This window comes from Mesorhizobium yinganensis, assembly GCF_040081985.1.
In the GTDB taxonomy this organism is placed as follows: domain Bacteria; phylum Pseudomonadota; class Alphaproteobacteria; order Rhizobiales; family Rhizobiaceae; genus Kumtagia; species Kumtagia yinganensis.
In genome coordinates this window covers 649,624-669,937 of sequence record NZ_JBEBMH010000001.1, presented here as the reverse complement: position 1 = coordinate 669,937, position 20,314 = coordinate 649,624, and the positions used below count along the sequence as shown (strand labels likewise).

General features: G+C 63.8%; 17 protein-coding genes. All 17 read right to left on the bottom strand.

Features of this window, described 5'->3' with window-relative positions; genetic code table 11:
• Nucleotides 1-17: 17 nt before the first annotated feature.
• Nucleotides 18-1,328 (bottom strand): cell division protein FtsA, encoded by a 1,311-nt coding sequence (ftsA, locus tag ABMA59_RS03120; RefSeq protein WP_349003827.1) that lies wholly within the window; start codon nt 1,326-1,328, stop codon nt 18-20.
• Nucleotides 1,325-2,260 carry a cell division protein FtsQ/DivIB gene (locus ABMA59_RS03115; RefSeq protein WP_349003826.1) on the bottom strand — a complete coding sequence of 312 codons (936 nt, stop codon included), beginning with the start codon at nt 2,258-2,260 and terminating at the stop codon, nt 1,325-1,327. The genes ftsA and ABMA59_RS03115 overlap by 4 nt, the downstream gene beginning before the upstream one ends.
• Complete coding sequence (locus ABMA59_RS03110; RefSeq protein WP_349003825.1) at nt 2,248-3,174, bottom strand: D-alanine--D-alanine ligase; 927 nt, start codon at nt 3,172-3,174, stop codon at nt 2,248-2,250. The genes ABMA59_RS03115 and ABMA59_RS03110 overlap by 13 nt, the downstream gene beginning before the upstream one ends.
• 385 nt (nt 3,175-3,559) lie before the next feature.
• Nucleotides 3,560-5,011 (bottom strand): GntP family permease, encoded by a 1,452-nt coding sequence (locus tag ABMA59_RS03105; RefSeq protein ID WP_349003824.1) that lies wholly within the window; start codon nt 5,009-5,011, stop codon nt 3,560-3,562.
• A 3-nt stretch (nt 5,012-5,014) separates the two neighbouring features.
• Nucleotides 5,015-6,019 (bottom strand): patatin-like phospholipase family protein, encoded by a 1,005-nt coding sequence (locus ABMA59_RS03100; RefSeq protein ID WP_349003823.1) that lies wholly within the window; start codon nt 6,017-6,019, stop codon nt 5,015-5,017.
• Between the two features lie 225 nt (nt 6,020-6,244).
• Complete coding sequence (gene murB, locus ABMA59_RS03095) at nt 6,245-7,210, bottom strand: UDP-N-acetylmuramate dehydrogenase (protein WP_349003822.1); 966 nt, start codon at nt 7,208-7,210, stop codon at nt 6,245-6,247.
• Complete coding sequence (murC, locus tag ABMA59_RS03090; RefSeq protein WP_349003821.1) at nt 7,207-8,613, bottom strand: UDP-N-acetylmuramate--L-alanine ligase; 1,407 nt, start codon at nt 8,611-8,613, stop codon at nt 7,207-7,209. The genes murB and murC overlap by 4 nt, the downstream gene beginning before the upstream one ends.
• Nucleotides 8,610-9,737, bottom strand: a complete 1,128-nt coding sequence (gene murG / locus ABMA59_RS03085) for an undecaprenyldiphospho-muramoylpentapeptide beta-N-acetylglucosaminyltransferase (RefSeq protein ID WP_349003820.1) — start codon at nt 9,735-9,737, stop codon at nt 8,610-8,612. Before murG ends, murC begins: the two co-directional genes overlap by 4 nt.
• Nucleotides 9,738-9,746: 9 nt before the next feature.
• A complete protein-coding gene (gene ftsW / locus ABMA59_RS03080; protein ID WP_349003819.1) occupies nt 9,747-10,904 on the bottom strand; it encodes a putative lipid II flippase FtsW in 1,158 nt (385 codons plus the stop codon).
• Nucleotides 10,904-12,304: a UDP-N-acetylmuramoyl-L-alanine--D-glutamate ligase gene (murD, locus tag ABMA59_RS03075; protein WP_349003818.1), complete on the bottom strand. Its 1,401-nt coding sequence runs from the start codon at nt 12,302-12,304 to the stop codon at nt 10,904-10,906. The genes ftsW and murD overlap by 1 nt, the downstream gene beginning before the upstream one ends.
• Nucleotides 12,305-12,308: 4 nt before the next feature.
• A complete protein-coding gene (gene mraY, locus ABMA59_RS03070; protein ID WP_349003817.1) occupies nt 12,309-13,391 on the bottom strand; it encodes a phospho-N-acetylmuramoyl-pentapeptide-transferase in 1,083 nt (360 codons plus the stop codon).
• 25 nt (nt 13,392-13,416) lie between these two features.
• On the bottom strand, nt 13,417-14,850 hold the full coding sequence (locus tag ABMA59_RS03065) for a UDP-N-acetylmuramoylalanyl-D-glutamyl-2,6-diaminopimelate--D-alanyl-D-alanine ligase (protein ID WP_349003816.1): 1,434 nt from the start codon (nt 14,848-14,850) through the stop codon (nt 13,417-13,419).
• Nucleotides 14,847-16,301, bottom strand: a complete 1,455-nt coding sequence (locus ABMA59_RS03060) for a UDP-N-acetylmuramoyl-L-alanyl-D-glutamate--2,6-diaminopimelate ligase (protein ID WP_349003815.1) — start codon at nt 16,299-16,301, stop codon at nt 14,847-14,849. The genes ABMA59_RS03065 and ABMA59_RS03060 overlap by 4 nt, the downstream gene beginning before the upstream one ends.
• Nucleotides 16,302-16,371: 70 nt before the next feature.
• Nucleotides 16,372-18,087 (bottom strand): peptidoglycan D,D-transpeptidase FtsI family protein, encoded by a 1,716-nt coding sequence (locus tag ABMA59_RS03055; protein WP_349003814.1) that lies wholly within the window; start codon nt 18,085-18,087, stop codon nt 16,372-16,374.
• Nucleotides 18,084-18,461 (bottom strand): cell division protein FtsL, encoded by a 378-nt coding sequence (gene ftsL / locus ABMA59_RS03050; RefSeq protein WP_349003813.1) that lies wholly within the window; start codon nt 18,459-18,461, stop codon nt 18,084-18,086. The genes ABMA59_RS03055 and ftsL overlap by 4 nt, the downstream gene beginning before the upstream one ends.
• Before the next feature lie 2 nt (nt 18,462-18,463).
• Entirely contained in the window at nt 18,464-19,480 is a 1,017-nt protein-coding gene (gene rsmH, locus ABMA59_RS03045; RefSeq protein ID WP_349003812.1) for a 16S rRNA (cytosine(1402)-N(4))-methyltransferase RsmH, read from the bottom strand.
• Entirely contained in the window at nt 19,477-19,941 is a 465-nt protein-coding gene (gene mraZ, locus ABMA59_RS03040; RefSeq protein WP_349003930.1) for a division/cell wall cluster transcriptional repressor MraZ, read from the bottom strand. The genes rsmH and mraZ overlap by 4 nt, the downstream gene beginning before the upstream one ends.
• Nucleotides 19,942-20,314 lie beyond the last annotated feature (373 nt).

The following is a 20,314-nucleotide window of genomic DNA, read 5'->3' as shown; positions in this document are numbered from 1 at the left end:
GCTCGCCCCGCCGAAGTTTAGAAACTGTCTCTCAACCACTGACTCATGCGCTGGAAACGGCCGCCCGTTCCGCTCATACGCAATTTGGAACTCGTACTGATCCTGCCATTCTCGAAGCTTGCGACCTGCGGATAGATCAGCAAACCGACAGCCGTCGCGAAGGCCGGTCCCTTGGCCGCCTCCGGCAGGCTGGAAACGCCGAGCGGACGTCCGATGCGGACATTGCGGCCCAGGATGCGCCGCGCCGCGTCGGGCAAGCCCGCAAGCTGACTCGCGCCACCGGTAAGCACGACACGCTTGCCGACGACATTGCCGTAGCCAGACTTGTTCAGCCGGTCGCGCAGCATTTCCAGCGTCTCCTCGACGCGAGCGCGGATGATTCGGGTCATCACCGAGCGCGGCACCTGCAACGGCACCTCGCTGTCGTCGCTGCCGATCGGCTGAACGGAAACCACATCGCGGTCATCGGCACTGCCCGGCAGAGCAGAGCCGTGCATGACTTTCAGCCGCTCGGCATCGTCGAAGCGTGTCGACAGGCCCTTCGCCATATCCAGAGTGACATGCATTCCACCCACGGCGAGCGCGTCGCCGTGCACGAACTTGCCATCGGCGAACACCGAGATCGTCGTCGTGCCGCCGCCCATGTCGATGCAGGCGGCGCCCATTTCCAGTTCGTCATCGACGAGTGCCGCGAGACCGCTGGCGTAAGGCGTCGCCACCATGCGCTCCACAGAAAGATGCGAACGGTTGATGCACAGTTCTAGATTGCGCTGCGGCGCGGCGTCGCCGGTCAGCACGTGCATGTCCACGCCCAGCGTATCGCCCACCATGCCGCGCGGGTCGCGCACGCCACGTTCCGCATCCAGCGAGAACGCAACCGGCAGCGCATGCACGACCTGACGTTCAGCCTTCAGAGATTGCTTGGCACCCGCGGCCAGAACACGCTTGATGTCGCTTTCGTCGACCTCGTGGCCGCGAAGGTTGATGGTGGCCGAGTAGGTGTGGCTCCTCAGCCTGCCCGACGTGAGATTGACCAGCAGCGAATCGACGGTGAGGCCGGCCATACGCTCCGCGGCGTCGACGGCAAGCCGGATTGCCTGCTCGGCGCGATCGAGATCGACGACCACGCCCGACTTCACGCCATGAGATTTCTGGTGGCCGATACCGATCACCTTGGCCTTGTGCGTGCGCCCGCGAAGCTGCTGGCTCGGCTCGCAGGGCTTGAGTTGCGCTACGACACAGCAGATCTTGGTCGAACCAACGTCAAGAACGGTGACGATGCCGGCCTTTCGCTGCGTGACGTCCTTCTGACCGCCAAGCCAGTTCATGTGCGCTTCTCCGGCTTGGCTTTCTTCGGCTTGCCGCTATTGCTCAGCGCAGCCGCGCGCGCTTCCGCCGCCTCGGGCGTCAATTGCAGCACAACGCGATCAGCGAAACGCATGTCGATCGATGTGACCTGCCGGTTGAACAGCCCGCTTTCGCGATTCATACGCAGCAACTGCGCAATTGCCTGGTCGGTGCCAGTCTCCGGCAGCTTGATCGTGATGCCGTTGTCGAGGCGCAGATTCCAGCGGCGGTCGGCGACCAGTATGTAGCCTTTCACCCTTGCCGCGAGATCGGGATATTTCGCCATCTCCGCGACAAAACCGGCCGCCTGCTCGGCAGCCCCCGCGCCAACCACCAGCGGCAGGCTCGCATGCCGTCCGCCGGCATAGGGAACGATCACATTGCCCTTGCGGCCAATGATCGAAAGCTGATTGTCGTGCTGCCAGATCGCGAAGGGCTCACGCTCGGTGATCCGTATCTCCAGCGTCTCGGGATAGACCTTCCGCACCGAGGCGACCTCGACCCAGGGCAGTGACGCCACACGCACCCGCGCCTCGTCGACGTCGAAACCGATCAGCGAAGTCCAGCCCGTCAAATCCAGCTTTTCCAAGATATCGATCTCGGAGGTCTCGCGATGACCGACAACGCGGACCTGATCGACGGCGAAACCAGTGCGCGCGGTGACGGCTTGCGCCACATCGGGCATGTGGCCGCCGACATAGGTTCCGTAAAGACCGGTCACCGCGAACAGCAGCGCCGAGGCCATCGTTGCCGCATAGCGCGGCGGCACGAAATCGCCGGTTCCCAGACGCGCGAACAGCCGCGCGGGACGCCTCGCCCAACGCGGCAACAGGAATCGGTCGACCAGCCGACCGCCGCCAGAACTCGATGCACCGGCCATCAACCTGCCATGCCCCGTCTTCAACGCGAACACGACGCGTCCTCCACCATCCAACTCAGCAACTCACCGAAGGAATGCCCCGCCTCGGCGGCGATTTCCGGAACAAGCGATGTCGGCGTCATGCCCGGCTGAGTATTGATTTCGAGCCACACGACCTCGCCATTTTCGGAATGACGGTCGTCGTAGCGGAAGTCAGATCGGGAGACGCCCCGACAGCCGATTGCTTGATGAGCCTTGAGGGACAGTGTCTGTATCTTTTGGTAAATATTTAGTGAAATTTTAGCGGGACAGACATGTTTTGAGCCGCCGGGAACGTATTTCGAGTCGTAATCGTAGAATGCATGGCCCGTCGGCACGATCTCACAGACGCCCAGCGCAACATCCCCCATCACCGCGCAAGTCAGCTCACGACCATGGACGTAGCGCTCGACCATCACGCGGTCGCCATATTTCCATTCAGGCGATGAAATCACCTGCGGCGGATGGGACTGCCCTTCCTTGACGATGACCACCCCGAAACTCGATCCCTCATTGACCGGCTTCACCACATAGGGCGGCTTCATCGGGTGCCGGTTCTGGATCGAATGCCGATCCATGACGCGGGACTCCGCGACGGGGATCAGGGATGCCTTGGCGATCTTCTTTGCCAGTTCCTTGTCCATCGCCAGCGCCGAGGCGAGCACGCCCGAATGCGTATAGGGGATGCCGAGATATTCGAGGACACCCTGGATCGTGCCGTCCTCACCATACGGCCCGTGAAGCGCATTGAATGCCACGTCGGGCTTGAGCCCGGAAAGCACCGCCCCGATATCGCGATCCACATCGAGCCGGGTGACCTTGTAGCCGACAGCCTCAAGGGCATCGGCGCAAGCCTTTCCCGAAGACAAGGACACGGGCCGCTCCGAGGAGAAACCTCCATACAGAACAGCTACGTGTTTTTTCTCCATGCTTCGTCGTCCCCACGCAGGCCACATCCACCGCGGCTTCCTGAACAGAATCCGAGTCCTCTGGTGACACCCCCTCACCAGTGACGCGCCGCACGACTCAAATCAGGAAACGCTCTCAACCCAAAGAATCAGAGCATGATTCCCGTGGCAAGCATTGATTTCATTCAAACGAATTTTCAGACCCGGCGGCGGCCAATCGCGCGTTCACTATGGCATTTTGGACTCACCCAGCCTGGTGTCGACAAGGGCAGGAAAGATAGGGATTTGAGAGGGATAATGTCGGCCGTGATTGATGCAACAGTCGAATGGACCCAAAGCTGCCGCACGATTGCACTGCGACAGCTTCAGTCGGCGACATTGCCTTTCGCGCGCCTTTGCGTGCGCCTTAAAAGCTGCCAACCACCGAGCCAAGCGCGATGACCGCACCGAGGGCAAGAAGAGCCCCGACGATTGCTACCATGACGATGTCGAGATAGCTCTGCCGCGGGGTCACGCCGCAGACTGCCAGCAGCGTGACCACAGCGCCACTGTGCGGCAAGCTGTCGAGCGTTCCAGCGCTCATCACAGCCACACGGTGCAGCAGCGCCGGGTCGATACCGAGTTCGGTGGCGCGCTGAAAAAACGTCGCGCCGAGGGAGTCGAGGGCAATCGTCAGACCGCCCGAAGCGGAACCTGTCAGTGCGGCGAGAATGTTGGTGGCTATTGCCAGCGAGACAAGCGGGCCGCCCTCGATCGACAGCACCCAGTCGCGCACCAGCGCGAAGGCAGGCAGCGCCGCCACGACGGCGCCGAAGCCGACCAGGCTCGCCACGCTGAAGATCGGCAGCACCGAGGCGTTGGCGCCGGCGTCCATGGTCTCCCGCAGCTTGGGCAAGCGGCGCCGGTTGATCAGGATGGTCGCGAGAATGGCGACGACGAGCGCTACCGCCACCGACCAGACGCCGCTTACGGCGGCGAAGCTGACGCCGCCCCACCGCTCCTCGGCCAGGAAACCGAAATCGAGCCGCGGCAGGATAACGAAGGACATCAGCAGGTTGACGACGATCACCAGCGCCAGCGGCAGCGCGGCCAGCACGATGCTCGGCCGGTCGGCGCTGAGATGCCCCCGCTCGACTTCCGCCGGATCGAACTCGCGCGCCGTGGTTGCCCGCTCGCGCAGCACCGGGTCGGCAACCACTTCGTGCATATCCAGCACGATATCGCCGAACCCTTCGCCCGCGCGGCGCGCGGCCTTTTCCGCACGGGCAAGCCACCACAGGCCGAAGCCGAGCATGATCGCCGAGGCGATGATGCCGAGCCCCGGTGCGGCGAAGGGCGTGGTGCCGAAGAACGGCATGGGGATGGCATTCTGGATCGCCGGCGTGCCTGGCAGCGCCATCATTGTGAAGGTGAAGGTGCCGAGCGCGATGGCCGGCGGCATCAACCGGCGCGGAATGTCAGAGGCGCGGAACAGCGCCTCGGCCATCGGCGCCAGCACGAACAGCGCGACGAACAGACTCACCCCGCCATAGGTGACGATTGCGCCGGCGAGCACCACCGCGAGGACGGCGCGCCGGGCGCCGAGTTTCTCGGTCATGAATTCGGCGATGGCGGTCACCGCGCCGCTGTCTTCCATGAGTTTGCCGAATAACGCGCCGAGCAGCAACAACGGGAAGAACTGGCCGACGAAGCTCGCCGCGCTGCCCATGAAGGTCTGCGTCCAACTGGCGAGCAATGGATCGCCGGACAGCAGGGCGGCGATCACTGCCGAGACCGGCGCCAGCAGCAGCACGCTCCAGCCGCGATAGGCGAACCAGATCAGCAGGCCAAGGCCAAGCAGGATGCCGAGAAGCCCCATGTCTCACACCCCTTCGAGCAGGATGTCGAGATCGACGGATGAGCGTTTGCCGATATTGTGCCCGTTGGCCTTCAGGAAGGTGTCGGCCGCCTTGCGTCCCTCGTCGCGAAGCATGCTGAGAAAATCCCATTCGGCATTCAGCTTCGAGGAGTAGCCGAGCGTGCCCATGACGGAGTTGGGCACCAGATGGATGCGCATCTTCGCCCATTGCGCGCCCTCGCTGTTGCCGGGGTCGGCGACCTGGCGCAACAGCGCGATCATGCGCAATTCCTTGAGCAGCGCCGAGTTGAATGACACCTCGTTGAGGCGGTTCAGGATATCCGCGGCGGTGCGCGGCGTGCCGGGGCGCTCGACCGGGTTGATCGGCACCAGAATGGTGTCGTCCGAATCGAGTTCGCGCACCAGCGGCGTCATGGTCGGGTTGCCGGCATAGCCACCATCCCAATAGCTCTCGCCGTCGATTTCGACCGCCTGGAAAAGGGTCGGCAGGCAGGCAGAGGCCAGCAGCACGTCCGGCGTGATTTCCGCGTTGCGAAACACCCTGCCGCGCCCGGTCCGCACATTGGTGGCAGTGACAAACACCTTGATTGGCGAAGTCTTGAGACGGTCGAAGTCGATCGCTTTCTCGATCACGGCGCGCAGTGGATTGATGCCCCCCGGATTGAGATCGTAGGGCGAATAGAGCCGGGACATGAGGTCCATGGCAATGAACATGGGCGAAGTGTCGAGCGTCCAACGCCCAAGCAAAATATCGAGCGGGCTGCGCTGGAACGGGCTGAAGCGGGCCGCGTCCGCCACATACCGCCAATAGGCATTGAGCGCGGCACGCGCGCCTTCGGCGCCGCCGGCGGCATAACCGTCGGCCAATACAGCCGCGTTCATCGCACCGGCCGAGGTACCGGAAACGCCGTCGATGCGCAGCCAATCTTCTTCCAGCAGGCGGTCGAGTACACCCCAGGTGAGGGCGCCGTGCGATCCGCCTCCTTGCAACGCGAGATCGATGAGCATCGGCTCGCGCCGTGCCTGCTCATTCGATTCAGTACTTCGGGAGAGCTCGCCACCGTTTCCCGATGACTGGCCGGCACTGGTCGCAGGCGTTCGAGGTGGCATGAGGCGGCGTTCCCATCAGGACGACGGCACCGTATCGCCACCCATGCTGCACTGCAACATTCAAGAAGGGAGCCTTGGCACTTTTCCAACCACGTTGCAGAGATGGCGCAAGAAAGACAGTCTCTACAGCAACTGCCCCAGAAACTCGTGCACCTTGCGTCCCGGCGCGAACTGGCCGAGCCGCTTGATCTCCCATTCAAGCCGGATGCCGGAATTCTCCAGCACGCGCGCCCGCACGGCCTCGCCGAGATATTCGAGGTCGTAGCCGGTGGCGTTACCGGTGTTGATCATGAAGTTGCAATGCATGGGCGACATCTGCGCACCACCAATCATCAGGCCGCGGCACCCCGCGGCATCGATCTCCTTCCAGGCCGACGTGCCAGGCGGGTTCTTGAAGGTGGAACCGCCCGTCTTCTCGCGGATAGGCTGCACCGTCTCGCGATGGTGCTGCACCGCATCCATAGCTGCCTTGATTGCGGTGCGATCCTCCGGATAGCCCTCAAAAATCGCCGAGGTGAAAATGAGCTCCTTCGACGCGGAAGAGTGGCGGTAGGAGTAGCCCATGTCGGCATTGGACAGCACGTGCAGATTGCCCTGCCGGTCGAGCGCCCGTACCTTGACCACGCACTCACGCGTCTCGACGCCATTGGCGCCGGCATTCATCCGCAACGCCCCGCCGACCGCTCCGGGAATGCCGTGGTAGAAATGGAAGCCGCCTATACCGGCCTCCAGCGCCACCGCGGCCAGCCGCTTGTCCGGCATAGCGGCGCCGGCCCGTATGCGGCTATCGCCAATGACCTCGGCCTCGCCAAAACCCTTCGCGGAAAGGCGGATGACGAAGCCGCGCAGACCGCCGTCCCGCACCAGCAGGTTCGAGCCTATGCCGACCACCACGAGCCGGACATCTTCCGGAACAGCCCTGAGGAAGGTGGCAAGATCCTCCTCGTCGGCCGGCTGGAACAGTGCGTCGGCCGTGCCCCCAGCGCGGAACCAGGTGATCTTTTCCATCTCCGCGTCGGGCGTGATGCGCCCGCGCAGGCCGGCGAGCCTTTCGCCCAACTGGTCGAGCAGGACCTGGCCGCGCCTCATGCCGCCTCGCCGCCGAGTTCCTTCGGCAGGGCATACGCCCATTGCGTGATGTTGCCGGCGCCGAGGAAGACCACGAAATCGCCGTCCTTGGCGAGGTCGCGCACGGCTGGCGCAATCGCCGCCGGCCCGTCTATGTAGCGTGCGTCGCGATGCCCGCCCGCACGGATGCGCTGCGCCAGCGCCTGCGAGTTGACACCTTCGATCGGCTCTTCGCCCGCCGGATAGACGGGCGCCACGAGAATCGTGTCGGCGTCATTGAAACAGGCGGAAAACTCGTCAAACAGATCGTGCAGGCGCGTGAAACGGTGAGGCTGGGCAATCGCGATCACCCGTCCGTCGGTCGCGTCGCGCGCCGCCTTCAGCACCGCCTTGATCTCCACCGGATGGTGACCGTAATCGTCGAAGATGCGCACGCCGTTCCAGGTTCCCGTCGGCGTAAAGCGCCGCTTCACGCCGCCGAAGCCAGACAGGCCTTTGCGGATGGCAGCACCGGAAATGCCGAGTTCATGCGCCACCGCGATGGCGGCCGTGGCGTTCGACACATTGTGCCGGCCCGGCATCGGCAGGCTGAGCCCGTCGATCACCGTCTGCGCGCCGCTCTTGCGGTTTCGGATGATCACGTCGAATTTCGACGAACCGTTTTCCATGCGGTGACGGGTGAAACGCACGTCCGCTTGGGCATTCTCGCCATAGGTGATGACGCGCCGGTCCTCGATGCGGCTGACCAGTGCCTGCACTTCCGGATGGTCCGTGCACATCACGCCGAAACCGTAGAACGGCACGTTCTCGACGAATTGCCGGAACGCCTCGCGCACCTTGTCGAAACTGCCATAGTGGTCGAGATGTTCAGGGTCGATGTTTGTGACCACGGCGATGTCGGCCGGCAGTTTCAGGAAAGTGCCGTCGCTCTCGTCGGCTTCCACCACCATCCAGTCGCCGCCGCCCATGCGTGCGTTCGTGCCGTAAGCGTTGATGATGCCACCATTGATGACGGTAGGATCAAGCCCGCCAGCATCGAGCAGCGCCGCCACCATCGAGGTCGTGGTAGTCTTGCCATGCGTGCCGCCGATGGCCACGGCCTGCCGGAAGCGCATCAGTTCGGCCAGCATCTCGGCGCGCCGCACGATCGGCAACAGCTTCTCGCGCGCCGCGACCAGTTCGGGATTGTTCTTCTTGATCGCCGTCGACACCACGACCACTTCGGCATCGCCGAGATTTTCGGCGCGATGGCCGACGAAACACTCGATGCCCTTGTCGCGCAGCCGCTGCACATTTGCGCCGTCGGCCTGGTCGGAGCCCTGCACGCGATAGCCGAGATTGCGCAGAACCTCGGCGATGCCGCTCATGCCGATGCCGCCGATGCCGATGAAATGCACCAGCCCTATGGTCTGCGGCATCTTCATGCGCGAGTGTCCTCCTTGAATTCGTTCAAACTTCTTCCATCGGCAATAGCCTCTGTGAGGTCTGCGAGCAACCGCGCCGCATTCGGCTTGCCGGCCGACTTGGCCGCCGCCGCCATTCCGGCCAACGCTTTGGGGGCGTCCATCAGGCCGCCGATCAGGTCCGCGATACGCTCCGGAGACAGCGTCGATTGCGGATGTACTTGCCCTCCCCCGGCTGCCGCAAGCGCCGCCGCGTTCGCCGCCTGGTCATGGTCGAGCGCATGGGGATAGGGCACAAACAGGGCCGGCCGGCCAATCACCGCGATCTCGGACACGGTCGAGGCGCCGGACCGTGACATTACCAGATGCGCCGAGGCGATACGCGCCGCCATGTCCGTGAAGAAAGGTGATATTTCAGCCGGAACGCCAAGTTCCGCATAGGTTTTCTTGACCTTGTCGGCATCCTCGGCACGCGCCTGCTGAGTCACGATCAGGCGCTTGCGCTGCTCGGAAGAAAGCTTTGCGACGGCGGCCGGGACTGCGTCGGAAAAGAACTGCGCGCCCTGGCTGCCTCCGAACACCAGCAGATGAAACGGATCACCGCGACCCGACGGCTGGTATGGCGTCCTCGCCGCCTCCAGCACCGCCGGCCGCACCGGGTTTCCGGTCTCGACGATCTTCGTGGCGACACCGCTCGTGCCCGTCTTGAGGAACCCGCCCGCAATCGCATTCACCCGTGCCGCAAGGGCCTTGTTGGCGCGGCCCATCACCGCGTTCTGCTCGTGGACCAGCGTGGGCACCTTGCGCCGCGTTGCCGCATAGAGCGGCGGCAGCGTCGGATACCCTCCGAAGCCGACGACGGCGGCTGGCTTGATTCGGCGGATCAGATCCGAGGACTGCCGCACGCCGCGCCAGATCGTCCAGAAAGCGCCGGCGAGCTTTATTGGGTTGCGCGAGCCGAAGGTCGCCGAAGCGATCGGATGGGTTGCCGCCGCCGGAAAGCTTCCGGCATAGCGTCCCGCCCGGTCGTCGGTCGCCAGATGGATCGTCCAGCCGCGCGCGGTCAGTTCATGCGCCAGCGCCTCGGCCGGGAAAAGATGCCCGCCGGTTCCGCCCGCAGCCAGGAGAATGTTGCCCTTGGCCATGCCGTCCCGCTATTCGGCCGGAAGCGCATGGCGTGCCAGCATGGCGGCGCCCGGCTGCATGCGTCGCGTGGGTTTCTTGCGGGTCAGCGCCAGCACCATGCCCATCGAAATCGCAATCGCGATCAGAGAGGATCCGCCATAGGAGATGAAAGGCAGCGTCATGCCCTTTGCCGGCATCATCTGCAGGTTCACGCCCATATTGATAATCGACTGGAAACCGAAGACGCAGACAAGCCCCGCCACCGCGTAGCGGGTGAAATCATCCTGCTCCTTCAGCGCGGTGTTAAGGCCCCGCAGCACCACGAAGGCGAACAGCGCCATGATCAGGAAACACATGATCAGGCCGTATTCCTCGCCGGCCACCGCGAAGACGAAATCCGCGTGGCTGTCCGGGATCATCTTCTTGTAGAGCCCCTCGCCGGGTCCGACGCCAAGCCATTTGCCGTTGAGCAGCGCATCATGCGCCATGTCCACCTGATAGGAATCGCCCTCGCCGGTCATGAAGCGATCGATGCGGCCGGCGAAATGGTCGAACGTCACGTAGGCACCGAACGCACCCACTACCGCCAACGAGCCGATAGCGATGATCCAGAACCAAGGCATGCCAGCCATGAAGAACATGACGCCCCAGGTGCTGGTCGTCAGGATCGTCTGGCCGAGATCGGGCTGCAGCACCAGCAAAGACACGACCACGCACAGCAGGAGCATGGCCAGCACATTGCCGGGGATGGCCGGATTGCGCGCCTTCTCAGCAAACAGCCAGGCGCAGACGATCACGAAGGCCGGCTTCAGGAATTCGGACGGTTGCACGGAAATGCCGGCGAACGACACCCAGCGATGCGCGCCCTTCACCTCGACGCCGACGAAGAGCACCGCCACCATCAGGAGCAGGAACACGCCGAGCATGATGATCGCCATGCGCCGCACTTGCCTCGGCGTGAGGAACGACACAGCCAGCATCGCGCCCAGCGCCGGGATCATGTAGACGATCTGCCGCGTCGCGAAATGAAAACTGTCGAGGCCGATGCGCTCGGCCACGGCCGGGCTGGCTGCGAACGAAAGAACCACCCCAAGCCCCATCAGCATCAGGAACGCGGCGAGGAACCAGCGATCGATGGTCCGCCACCAGACGGCGACCGGGCTGCGATCCAGGCGGCTCGTTTGCATCAGCGTGTCCCTCCGATGGGCGTGACGTTTTCGATAGCCTGCACAGCGGCGCGGAAGGCATCGCCGCGCACCTCGAAATTGCGGTACTGGTCGAAGCTGGCGCAGGCCGGCGAAAGCAGCACCACCGCCTCGCCCGCGCTATCGGCATCCGCGTCCCTGGCTGCGTGTTCGACGGCCGCGTCGAGCGTGCCTGAAATCTCGTAGGGCACTGCCTCGCCGAGCGTTGCCGAAAAGGCGGGTGCTGCCTCACCGATCAGATAGGCCTTGGCGATGCGCGGGAAATAGGAACGCAACGGCTCGATGCCGCCTTCCTTGGCCAATCCGCCGGCGATCCAATAGATGCGTGGAAAGCTGGAAAGCGCGGGCGCCGAGGCGTCGGCATTGGTCGCCTTGGAATCGTTGACGAACAGCACCTTTCCCTTGCGACCCACCTGTTCCATCCGGTGCGCCAGGCCAGGAAAGCTTTCCAGACCCGACTGTATCTCGCCGAGGTCCAGTCCGACCTTGAGGCAGGCCGCGACCGCAGCCAGCGCGTTCTGGGCATTGTGCTGCCCGCGCAGCGAGCCGATCCCTTCGAGGAAGGCGATGCGCTCGTAACGGCCGTCGCTCGCTTCCATGAGGTTTGTTCCATCAGCGAAAAACCCATCCGTCAGCGGCAGGCGCTTGGAGATGCGCACGACATGCTTTCCGGCTTTCTCCAGCCGGTCGGCAATCTGGGCACAGTAGATGTCGTCGACGCCGATGATCGCGGTCTCGCTGCCCGACACCAGCCGCTCCTTGATCGAGGCGTAGTGCTGCATCGTGCCGTGGCGGTCGAGATGGTCGGGCGTCAGGTTGAGCAGCACACCGGCCGTCGGATTGATCGAGGGCGCAAGGTCGATCTGATAGGACGAGCATTCGACAATATAGAAACGGTCGTCCTCCAGTTCGTCCAGCGTCATTACCGCGCGGCCTATATTGCCGCCCATCTGTGTGTCGCGTCCCGCCGATTTCAATATATGCGCCGTCAACGCCGTCGTCGTCGATTTGCCATTCGTTCCGGTGATCGCAATGAATGGCGCGGCCGGCGCCCGGGCAATCCGCTCGCGCGTAAAAAGCTCGACATCGCCGATGATCTCGACGCCTGCCCCCCGCGCCAACTCGACGGTCCAATGCGGTTTTGGATGGGTCAACGGCACACCCGGAGACAGCACGAAGCTGGCAAATCCCGGCCAATCCGCCGGGCGCAGATCGCCCGTCGGAATAGACTGCTCGGCGGCCTTGCCTACGCTATCCGGATTGTCGTCCCAGGCGAGCACGTCCGCTCCGCCCTCGATCAGCGCGCGCGCCGTCGCGATCCCCGAGCCGCCAAGCCCGAAGAGCGCGACTTTCTTTCCGGAAAAGGAACGCGCGGCGATCATGATCTCACCGAAGCTTCAGGCTTGAGAGGCCGACCAGCGCCAGGATGACAGCGATGATCCAGAACCGGATCACCACCTGGCTCTCGGTCCAGCCGAGTTTTTCGAAATGATGGTGGATCGGCGCCATCAGAAACACCCGCTTGCCGGTCATCTTGAAGAAACCGACCTGGATGATCACCGACAGCGCCTCCATGACGAACAGGCCGCCGATGATGGCCAGCACGATCTCGTGCTTGGTGGCGACAGCGATGGTGCCGATCAGGCCTCCCAGTGCCAGCGAACCGGTGTCGCCCATGAAGATCGCCGCAGGCGGAGCGTTGAACCACAGGAAGCCCAGGCCCGCACCGATCACCGCGCCGAGGATGACGGCGAGTTCGCCTGTGCCCGGCACGAAATGGATCTGCAGATAGTCGGCAAAAACCGCGTTGCCCGAGAGATAAGCAATGACGCCGAACGAGGCGGCCGCGATCATGATCGGAACGATTGCCAGCCCGTCCAGCCCGTCGGTGAGGTTCACTGCGTTGCCTGCGCCGACGATGACGATGCAGCCCATCGGAATGAAGAACCACCCGAGATTAAGCAGGAAGTCCTTGATGAAGGGGAAGGTTAGCGACGAGGAGAATGGCGCCTGGCCGTTATGCATGATGATCCACGCGGCAACCGCCGCTATCGCGAATTCGATCCCCAGACGCGCCCTGCCCGAAAAGCCCAGATGCGACTGCTTCGTCACTTTCAGATAGTCGTCATAGAAGCCGATCGCGCCGAAGCCGAGCGTCACCAGCAGCACCACCCAGACATAGACACTGGTGATGTTGGCCCACAGCAGCGTCGAACCGACAATGCCGGAGATGATCATAAGCCCGCCCATCGTCGGCGTGCCGGCCTTCTTGAAATGTGTCTGCGGTCCGTCGGCACGGATCGGCTGGCCCTTGCCCTGCCGGACCCGCAGCGAATCGATGATCGGCTGGCCGAAGATGAAGACCAGCACGGCCGCCGTGATCAGCGCGCCGCCCGTCCGGAAGGTGATGTACCGGAAGATATTGAAGAGCTTTATGTGGTCGTCGAAATTCGCCAGAAGCGTAAGCATTGTCCCCTATCCCCCGGAACCGCGGTCAGGTTGGTTTCTGGCCGCCGGCATGCGCCGGGAACCGGTTGAGGAGCGCGTCGACCAGCTTCGAAAAGCCGATGCCCTTGGAGGATTTGACCATGACGACGTCGCCGGGGCCGACGGCGTCGAGCAGGATCGGCTTCAGGTCGTCGACACTGGCGCGGTATTCCTTGCGTATGTCGCCGGGCAGCGTGTCCGCTAGATTCTTCATCTGCGGCCCCGCCATCAGAACGATGTCGGTGCTGGTCTCCGAGAGGACCCGCGCCAGGCCGGCATGCAGCTTGGCCGAATGGCTGCCGAGTTCAAGCATGTCGCCGAGAACCGCGATGCGACGGCCCTCCGCGGCCACCGGCGTGGCGTCGAGCAGTTCGATAGCCGCCTTCATCGACGCCGGATTGGCATTGTAGCTCTCGTCGATCAAGGTGAAGGCGCCGCTGTCGGTGTCGAGGCGATGCTGCCGGCCGCGTCCGCTTTCCGGCACGAGATTGCCGAGCGCCGACACGACCCTTTCGATGTCGGCGCCGACAAGCCGCGCCGCGCCGAGCACGGCGAGCGCGTTCTGTACGATGTGCCGGCCGGGCGCACCGACGCGCGCCTCGATCGTATCACTACCGATCTTGACTGATATTGCCGAGTGGTCGGCATAGAGATCGCATTTCATCAGCCGGAACTGCGAACGCGCGTTCTCGCCGAAGCCGGCGACATTCTTCACGCCAGCCTCGCGCGCCAGTTTTTCCAGCAGCTTCCAGCGGCTGTCGTCACGGTTCAGCAGCACATAGCCATTCGGCTCGACACCTTCGAATATCTCCGCCTTGGCCTGGGCGATTTCGTCGAGGCTTTTGAAGAAACCGAGATGCGCGGCTGCGATCAGCGTGACGATGGAGACATGCGGGCGAACCATCTTAACCAGCGGCCGGATCTCGTTGGGATGGTTCATGCCGATCTCGAACACCGCGTAGTCGCAGTCGGCCGGCATGCGCGCCAGCGTCAACGGCACGCCCCAATGGTTGTTGAACGACTTATCGGAGGCATGCACTTTGCCCACCGACGAAAGCACATGACGCAGCGCTTCCTTGGTGGTCGTCTTGCCAACCGAACCCGTGACCGCGATGATCTTGGCATTGCTGCGCCCGCGCGCAGCCACACCGAGCTTTTCCAGCCCGATCAGAACGTCCGGCACGACGATCATCGGCGCCGTCAGCCGCCCCAACGCCGGCAGCTTGCCTTCGGCGACGACGAGCAGCGCCGCGCCAGCCTTGATGGCGGCGGTCGCAAAGTCATGGCCGTCCATCACTTCGCCCTTGATGGCGAAGAATGCGTCCCCGATCCTCAATGTTCGGGTATCGATCGAAATGCCGCCGATACCAGCCGGCATCGAGCCCAACGGCCGCCCGTCCATCGCTCGGATCATTTCATCGGCGGTCCAGAGCAGGCTCATGCGGCGTGGTCCCGGAGGGCTTTTCGCACCTCCTCATGGTCGGAGAACGGAAGGGTCTCGCTGCCGATCGTCTGTCCCTCCTCATGCCCCTTGCCCGCGACAATCAGCGTGTCGCCGGCCCTGAGCATGTCGACAGCGGAGTGAATGGCCTCGCGGCGGTCGCCGATCTCGATGGCGCCCGGCGCAGCAGCAAGGATGGCGGCGCGGATCGCCGCCGGCACTTCCGAGCGCGGATTGTCGTCGGTGACGATCGTCACATCGGCGAGCCTTGTGGCAATCTCGCCCATGATCGGCCGTTTGCCGCGATCACGATCGCCGCCACAGCCGAACACCACGATCACCCGGCCGGTCGTGAACGGACGAACCGAGGCGAGCACATTCTCCAGTGCGTCCGGCTTGTGGGCGTAATCGACATAGACCGGCGCGCCGTTGGCGTCGGTGCCAACGAGATCGAGACGGCCTGGCGCACCCTTGAGCTTTTCCAGAGCAGCCAATGCCTTGGCAGCAGCCGTGCCAGTCCCTATCGCCAGGCCGGCCGAGACCAACGCATTGTAAATCTGGAAATCGCCGGCCAGCGGAAGGTCGATCTCAAAGATCTCGCCACGATGCTCAATTTCGGCGCGCTGGCGGTAGCGCTCGTGCTCAACCCGCTTCAGCGTAAGAAAATTGCCATGCCGTCCGACAGTCAGGACATCGAGCCTGGCGGCTTTCGCCGCATCGATCGTCGGCGCGGAATAGGCGTCGTCGGCAAAGATCACCGCCGGTGCGCCTTTCGGCAGGAGCGTGTCGAACAGCCGGAGCTTAGCTTTCAGATAGTCCTCGACCGTCGGATGGTAGTCCATGTGGTCGCGGCCGAGGTTGGTGAACGCCCCCGCCGCAAGCCTGACGCCGTCCAGCCGTCGCTGGTCGAGCCCATGGCTGGAGGCTTCCATCGCCGCGTGGGTGACGCCGGCTTCCGCCAGTTCAGCGAGCAACCGGTGCAGGGCAACCGGGTCGGGCGTCGTCAACGAGCCGTATTCATTGCGGCCGGGAGCGATCACACCGGTCGTACCGATGCTCGCAGCCGAAAACCCCGCCTGTTCCCAAATCTGCCGGGTGAAGGAGGCGACCGAAGTCTTGCCGCTGGTCCCCGTCACCGCGACCATGGTGTCCGGCTGACGGCCATAGAACCGCGCGGCGATGGCCGACAGCGCGAGGCGCGGATCGTCGACGGCGACAAGAGGCACCAGCAGCGCAGCGACGGTGGCGGCTTTTCCTACCACCACCGCAACCGCCCCGCGGGCCTCGGCGTCAGCCGCATAAGCAGACCCGTCAGCCTTCGTGCCTGGCACCGCGACGAACACCATTCCAGGGCGCACGGCACGCGAATCCGAGGTGACACCCGTCACCTCCAGGTCGGCGGGCAGGCCCTGCGCGACCGGCACGATGGCGGCGAGATCAGCGAGTTTCATTGGAGTTGTTTCGATCTTTTGTCCGGTCGTCATAAACAAACGGCGCGCTCTGTTCGCGCGCCCTGAGGAATCATTGGCTTGAGGCGAGCGTTGCCCCGCCTTCATGGCTGAAATCAGGCACCACGCCAAGCATGGAGGCCGAGCGGCGAATGATGTTGGCGACGATTGGCGCGGCGTTCAGGCCTGCGACGGCGCTCATACCGGGCTTCTCCGGCTTCGGTTCGTCGACGATCGACAAAACGATGTATTGCGGGTCGTCCATTGGGAACGACGCGACGAAAGCATTGAAGCGCACGTTGCCGGCATAACGACCGTTGACCACCTTTTCCGCCGTGCCGGTCTTGCCGCCGACCCGATAACCCGGCACCGTAGCCCGCTTGCCGGAGCCACCGGGCGCTGTCGCATTGAGCCTATACAGATAGCGCATGCCCTCAACCGTATAGTCGGTCACGACCCGTTTTCCGGCTGCCTGGGCTTCGCCTTCGTCGCGCAGTAGGAAGGTCGGCGGCAGCAGCGTTCCGGTCATCAGCGCCGCGCAGCCCACGGCTGTCTGGAGCGGGGTGGTCGAAAAGCCGTGCCCGAACGCAGCCGTGATCGAATGTACCTTCTTCCAGACCTTCGGTTCGGTCGGTTTCGCAACCTCCGGCAGTTCGGTCTTCATGCGATCCAACAGACCCATGCGCTTCAGGAAGTCCCGGTGGCCTTCGACACCGACGACGTCGGCCTCGCGCGCCGAACCTATGTTGGAAGAATAGATGAACACCTCGGGCACCGAGAGCACCCTGCCCTTGCCGTGGAAATCTCGGATGGTCTGGCGGCCGATGGTGATAGGCCGGCTGGCGTCGAAGCGACTCTGCATCGTCACCTTGCCAGAATCCAGCGCCATCGCCGTGGTGAAGCTCTTCACCGTCGAGCCCATCTCGTAGACGCCGCCCGTCATCCGGTTCAGCCTGTCCTTGTCCAGAGCGTTGACCGGATTGTTCGGGTCGAAATCCGGCACCGACGCCATCGCCAGCACTTCGCCGGTCTTGACGTTGAGCACCACCGCGCCGGCCGCAATCGCGTGATAGCGCTCCATTGCCTGGGCGACTTCGTCGCGCACGATGTGCTGCACCCTGATGTCGATCGACAGCTTCACCGGCTGCAGGTCGTCGGCGACCGCAAGCCCCGACGCCTGTAAATCGGCAAGGCCGTTGTCGTCGATGTATTTCTCCATCCCGGCGATGCCCTGATTGTCGATGTTGGTCAGGCCGAGGATGTGCGAGGCGGTCGGGCCGCCGGGATAAAAGCGCCGTTTTTCGGTGCGAAAGCCGATGCCGGGAAGACCGAGCGCCATGATGTCGGACTGCTGCCTGGGCGTCAGTTGCCGTTTCAGCCAGACGAAACCCGCGCCGCTCTTCAGCTTGTGGTAGGTCTGCTCGACCTCCAGGTCCGGCAGCACGGTCGACAGCTTTTCGATGATCTCGTCGGCGTCGACGATTCGCTTGGGCTCGGCAAACAGCGACGCCGTCTTGATGTCGGTCGCAAGCACCTGGCCGTTGCGGTCGACGATATCCGGCCGCGAAGCCGTCACGCGGGATACCGGCGGACCGCCCGATTCCGGTTCCTGGAAGCCGAGATAGACCAGCCGGCCGGCGATGGCCGCGTAGATCCCGAAAAACACCGCCATGGTCATGACGACACGAGTTTTAGTCCGCCCACCGGTCGCCATGCGTGCACCGTCGACGACGATCGATGCGGTCGAACTTTGGGCGGCAGCCGCCTTCTTATGCCAGAACTTCATCATTGCTGCACCGCGCCGGTCTTGGTTTCATCCATGCTGTCCCCGCCGGCCACGAGGTCATGGGCTTGCCCGATAATGTCCTGGATATCGAGGGCGCGGACCGGGATTTCGCTAAGCTTCGCGAACTGGTGCGGATCGACGGACTGCAGTTGCAGGTCGGGCTGATAGATTTCGCTGAGCCTCTGCAGCCGCACCGGCTGCGTCAGCAAGCTCCAGTCGGCCTTGAGAAGTGCGATCGAATCTTGCTCGAAACGGATTTGCTGTTCGAGCTTGCGCACCGATGCAAGTTGGCCTTCGGCCTCCTGCTTGGTCTTGTAGGTAAAGGCGGCCGCCGAGACCATGACCGCGATCAGAACCATGTCGCTTGTACGGAACACCGCTATTTCTCCGCGCTCGAGCGTATGTCTGGAAGTCTTGGCAACCCGAACAGCGACGGGTCTACAGGCCTTATCGGCGCAGCCGTGCGCACGGCTGCGCGCAGCTTTGCCGAGCGGGCACGCGGATTGGCCGACACCTCCGCCTCGGACGCCGCAACGACACTACCCAACTTGTCGAAAGTCGAGACCACAGCCTGCCTCTGCGGCAGATGGCGAGACCCCGCCGGATCGCTCGAACGGTCGGTTATGAAACGCTTGACGATACGGTCTTCAAGCGAATGGAACGTCACCACCACCAGCCGCCCGCCGGGTCTCAACACCCGCTCCGCCGCGACCAGCGCGCGCGCCAGTTCGCCAAGCTCGTCATTGACGTAGATGCGCAGCGCCTGGAACACCCGCGTCGCCGGATGGATTTTTTCGCGCGGCGGAAAGCCGACCAGATCGGCCACGGCCTTGGCTAGGTCGGTCGTCCGTTCGAAGGGCCTTTCGGCGCGGCGCCGCTCGATCATGCGGGCAATGCGCCCGGCATGTTTTTCCTCTCCGAGCAGACCGAAGATGCGCGTCAGGTCCGCCGCCTTGTAGCGGTTGACGACATCCGCCGCCGACAGCCCGGCCTGCGCCATGCGCATGTCCAGCGGCCCGTCGGCGCGGAACGAGAACCCCCGCTCTGCCTGGTCGACCTGCATAGAGGAGATGCCGATGTCGAGCACTACGCCGTCGACCTGCTCGGCATGGTCGTCCAGCGACGAGAACGGCGCCTGCACCAGCTTCAGCCTGCCCTCGGATGCAACCTCCAGCGTCCTCCCGTCGCGGATGGCGTCCGGATCGCGGTCGATGCCGATGACGGAAGCGCCGCGCGAAAGGATTGCCCTGGTATATCCGCCCGCGCCGAACGTGCCGTCGATGACGACCTGCCCGGCTTCCGGCGCCAGGGCCTCCAGCACCTCGTCGAGAAGAACCGGAATGTGGCGGGCCGGTCCGCCAACCGCGAGGTCATCCTCGCCGTGGCCCGCCATCATTCCGACGCCCTCGCACCAATACGATCTCGAGCTTGCCTCAGGCTGAGCAACCGCTCTCGCACGGCCTTGCCATGCTCCATGAACCGGCCAGGCTCCCAGATCTGGAAGAACGCGCCGCGTCCCACGAACACCGCTTCCGTCGTGATGCCCGTATGGCCGCGGATGAAGTCGCTCATCGTGATGCGGCCGTCCTGGTCGAGTTTCAGGAACGTCCCGTCGCCATGTACGAAGAACGACATGTCGTCTCCCTGTCCGAGAAACGGGTCCTCCTGCGCGATCCGCTGCTCGTAGCGGTCGAGCAGGTCGAGCCCCCCGACATCCATCGCCGGCGCCTCGAGCGCCCTCAGCGCGTAGAGCTCGGAAAAACCCCGCTTCTGCAGCGCCGTGCGGAAATGCGCCGGCACCGAGACGCGGCCCTTCGCATCGATCCTGTTGACGGCATTCGACAGAAACCGGTCCATCATCCGATGCGGCGGCCGCATCCCTCCTTATCCGCGCCGCTTGCGACGCGCCGTTTCCCGGCCCGTTCGGATCTCCGGGATAAGGCCGCGCCACCCCTGGCGCTTCCGTTCCCTGCTCCGTCAAGGCCTTGCCAGCGCGGGCTCGCGGCTGAAAAACGCCAAAGCCGGCCGCCGAAATTTTCGACGCCGTAACCCGTCCCCGCACGCGCTGCTGAAGTTGGAAATGGGATAACATGGGCCAATATGGGCGTCAACGGGATCGGGTTCAGATGCCGGGACGAATAGGCGCCCCACGGCAGCTTTTCCGGCCCGTTATCCTTTATGGTCCATTAAGACTAACGAAGGGTTATTGCCGGGTACGATGACTGCGCGG

Coding starts and splice junctions, on each gene's coding strand:
- ftsA (WP_349003827.1), bottom strand. CDS start 1,328: ATGAACTGGCTTGGCGGTCAGAAGGACGTCACGCAGCGAAAGGCCGGC.
- ABMA59_RS03110 (WP_349003825.1), bottom strand. CDS start 3,174: ATGGAGAAAAAACACGTAGCTGTTCTGTATGGAGGTTTCTCCTCGGAG.
- ABMA59_RS03105 (WP_349003824.1), bottom strand. CDS start 5,011: ATGGGGCTTCTCGGCATCCTGCTTGGCCTTGGCCTGCTGATCTGGTTC.
- ABMA59_RS03100 (WP_349003823.1), bottom strand. CDS start 6,019: ATGCTCATCGATCTCGCGTTGCAAGGAGGCGGATCGCACGGCGCCCTC.
- murB (WP_349003822.1), bottom strand. CDS start 7,210: ATGAGGCGCGGCCAGGTCCTGCTCGACCAGTTGGGCGAAAGGCTCGCC.
- murC (WP_349003821.1), bottom strand. CDS start 8,613: ATGAAGATGCCGCAGACCATAGGGCTGGTGCATTTCATCGGCATCGGC.
- murG (WP_349003820.1), bottom strand. CDS start 9,737: ATGGCCAAGGGCAACATTCTCCTGGCTGCGGGCGGAACCGGCGGGCAT.
- ftsW (WP_349003819.1), bottom strand. CDS start 10,904: ATGCAAACGAGCCGCCTGGATCGCAGCCCGGTCGCCGTCTGGTGGCGG.
- murD (WP_349003818.1), bottom strand. CDS start 12,304: ATGATCGCCGCGCGTTCCTTTTCCGGAAAGAAAGTCGCGCTCTTCGGG.
- mraY (WP_349003817.1), bottom strand. CDS start 13,391: ATGCTTACGCTTCTGGCGAATTTCGACGACCACATAAAGCTCTTCAAT.
- ABMA59_RS03065 (WP_349003816.1), bottom strand. CDS start 14,850: ATGAGCCTGCTCTGGACCGCCGATGAAATGATCCGAGCGATGGACGGG.
- ABMA59_RS03060 (WP_349003815.1), bottom strand. CDS start 16,301: ATGAAACTCGCTGATCTCGCCGCCATCGTGCCGGTCGCGCAGGGCCTG.
- ABMA59_RS03055 (WP_349003814.1), bottom strand. CDS start 18,087: ATGATGAAGTTCTGGCATAAGAAGGCGGCTGCCGCCCAAAGTTCGACC.
- rsmH (WP_349003812.1), bottom strand. CDS start 19,480: ATGATGGCGGGCCACGGCGAGGATGACCTCGCGGTTGGCGGACCGGCC.
- mraZ (WP_349003930.1), bottom strand. CDS start 19,941: ATGGACCGGTTTCTGTCGAATGCCGTCAACAGGATCGATGCGAAGGGC.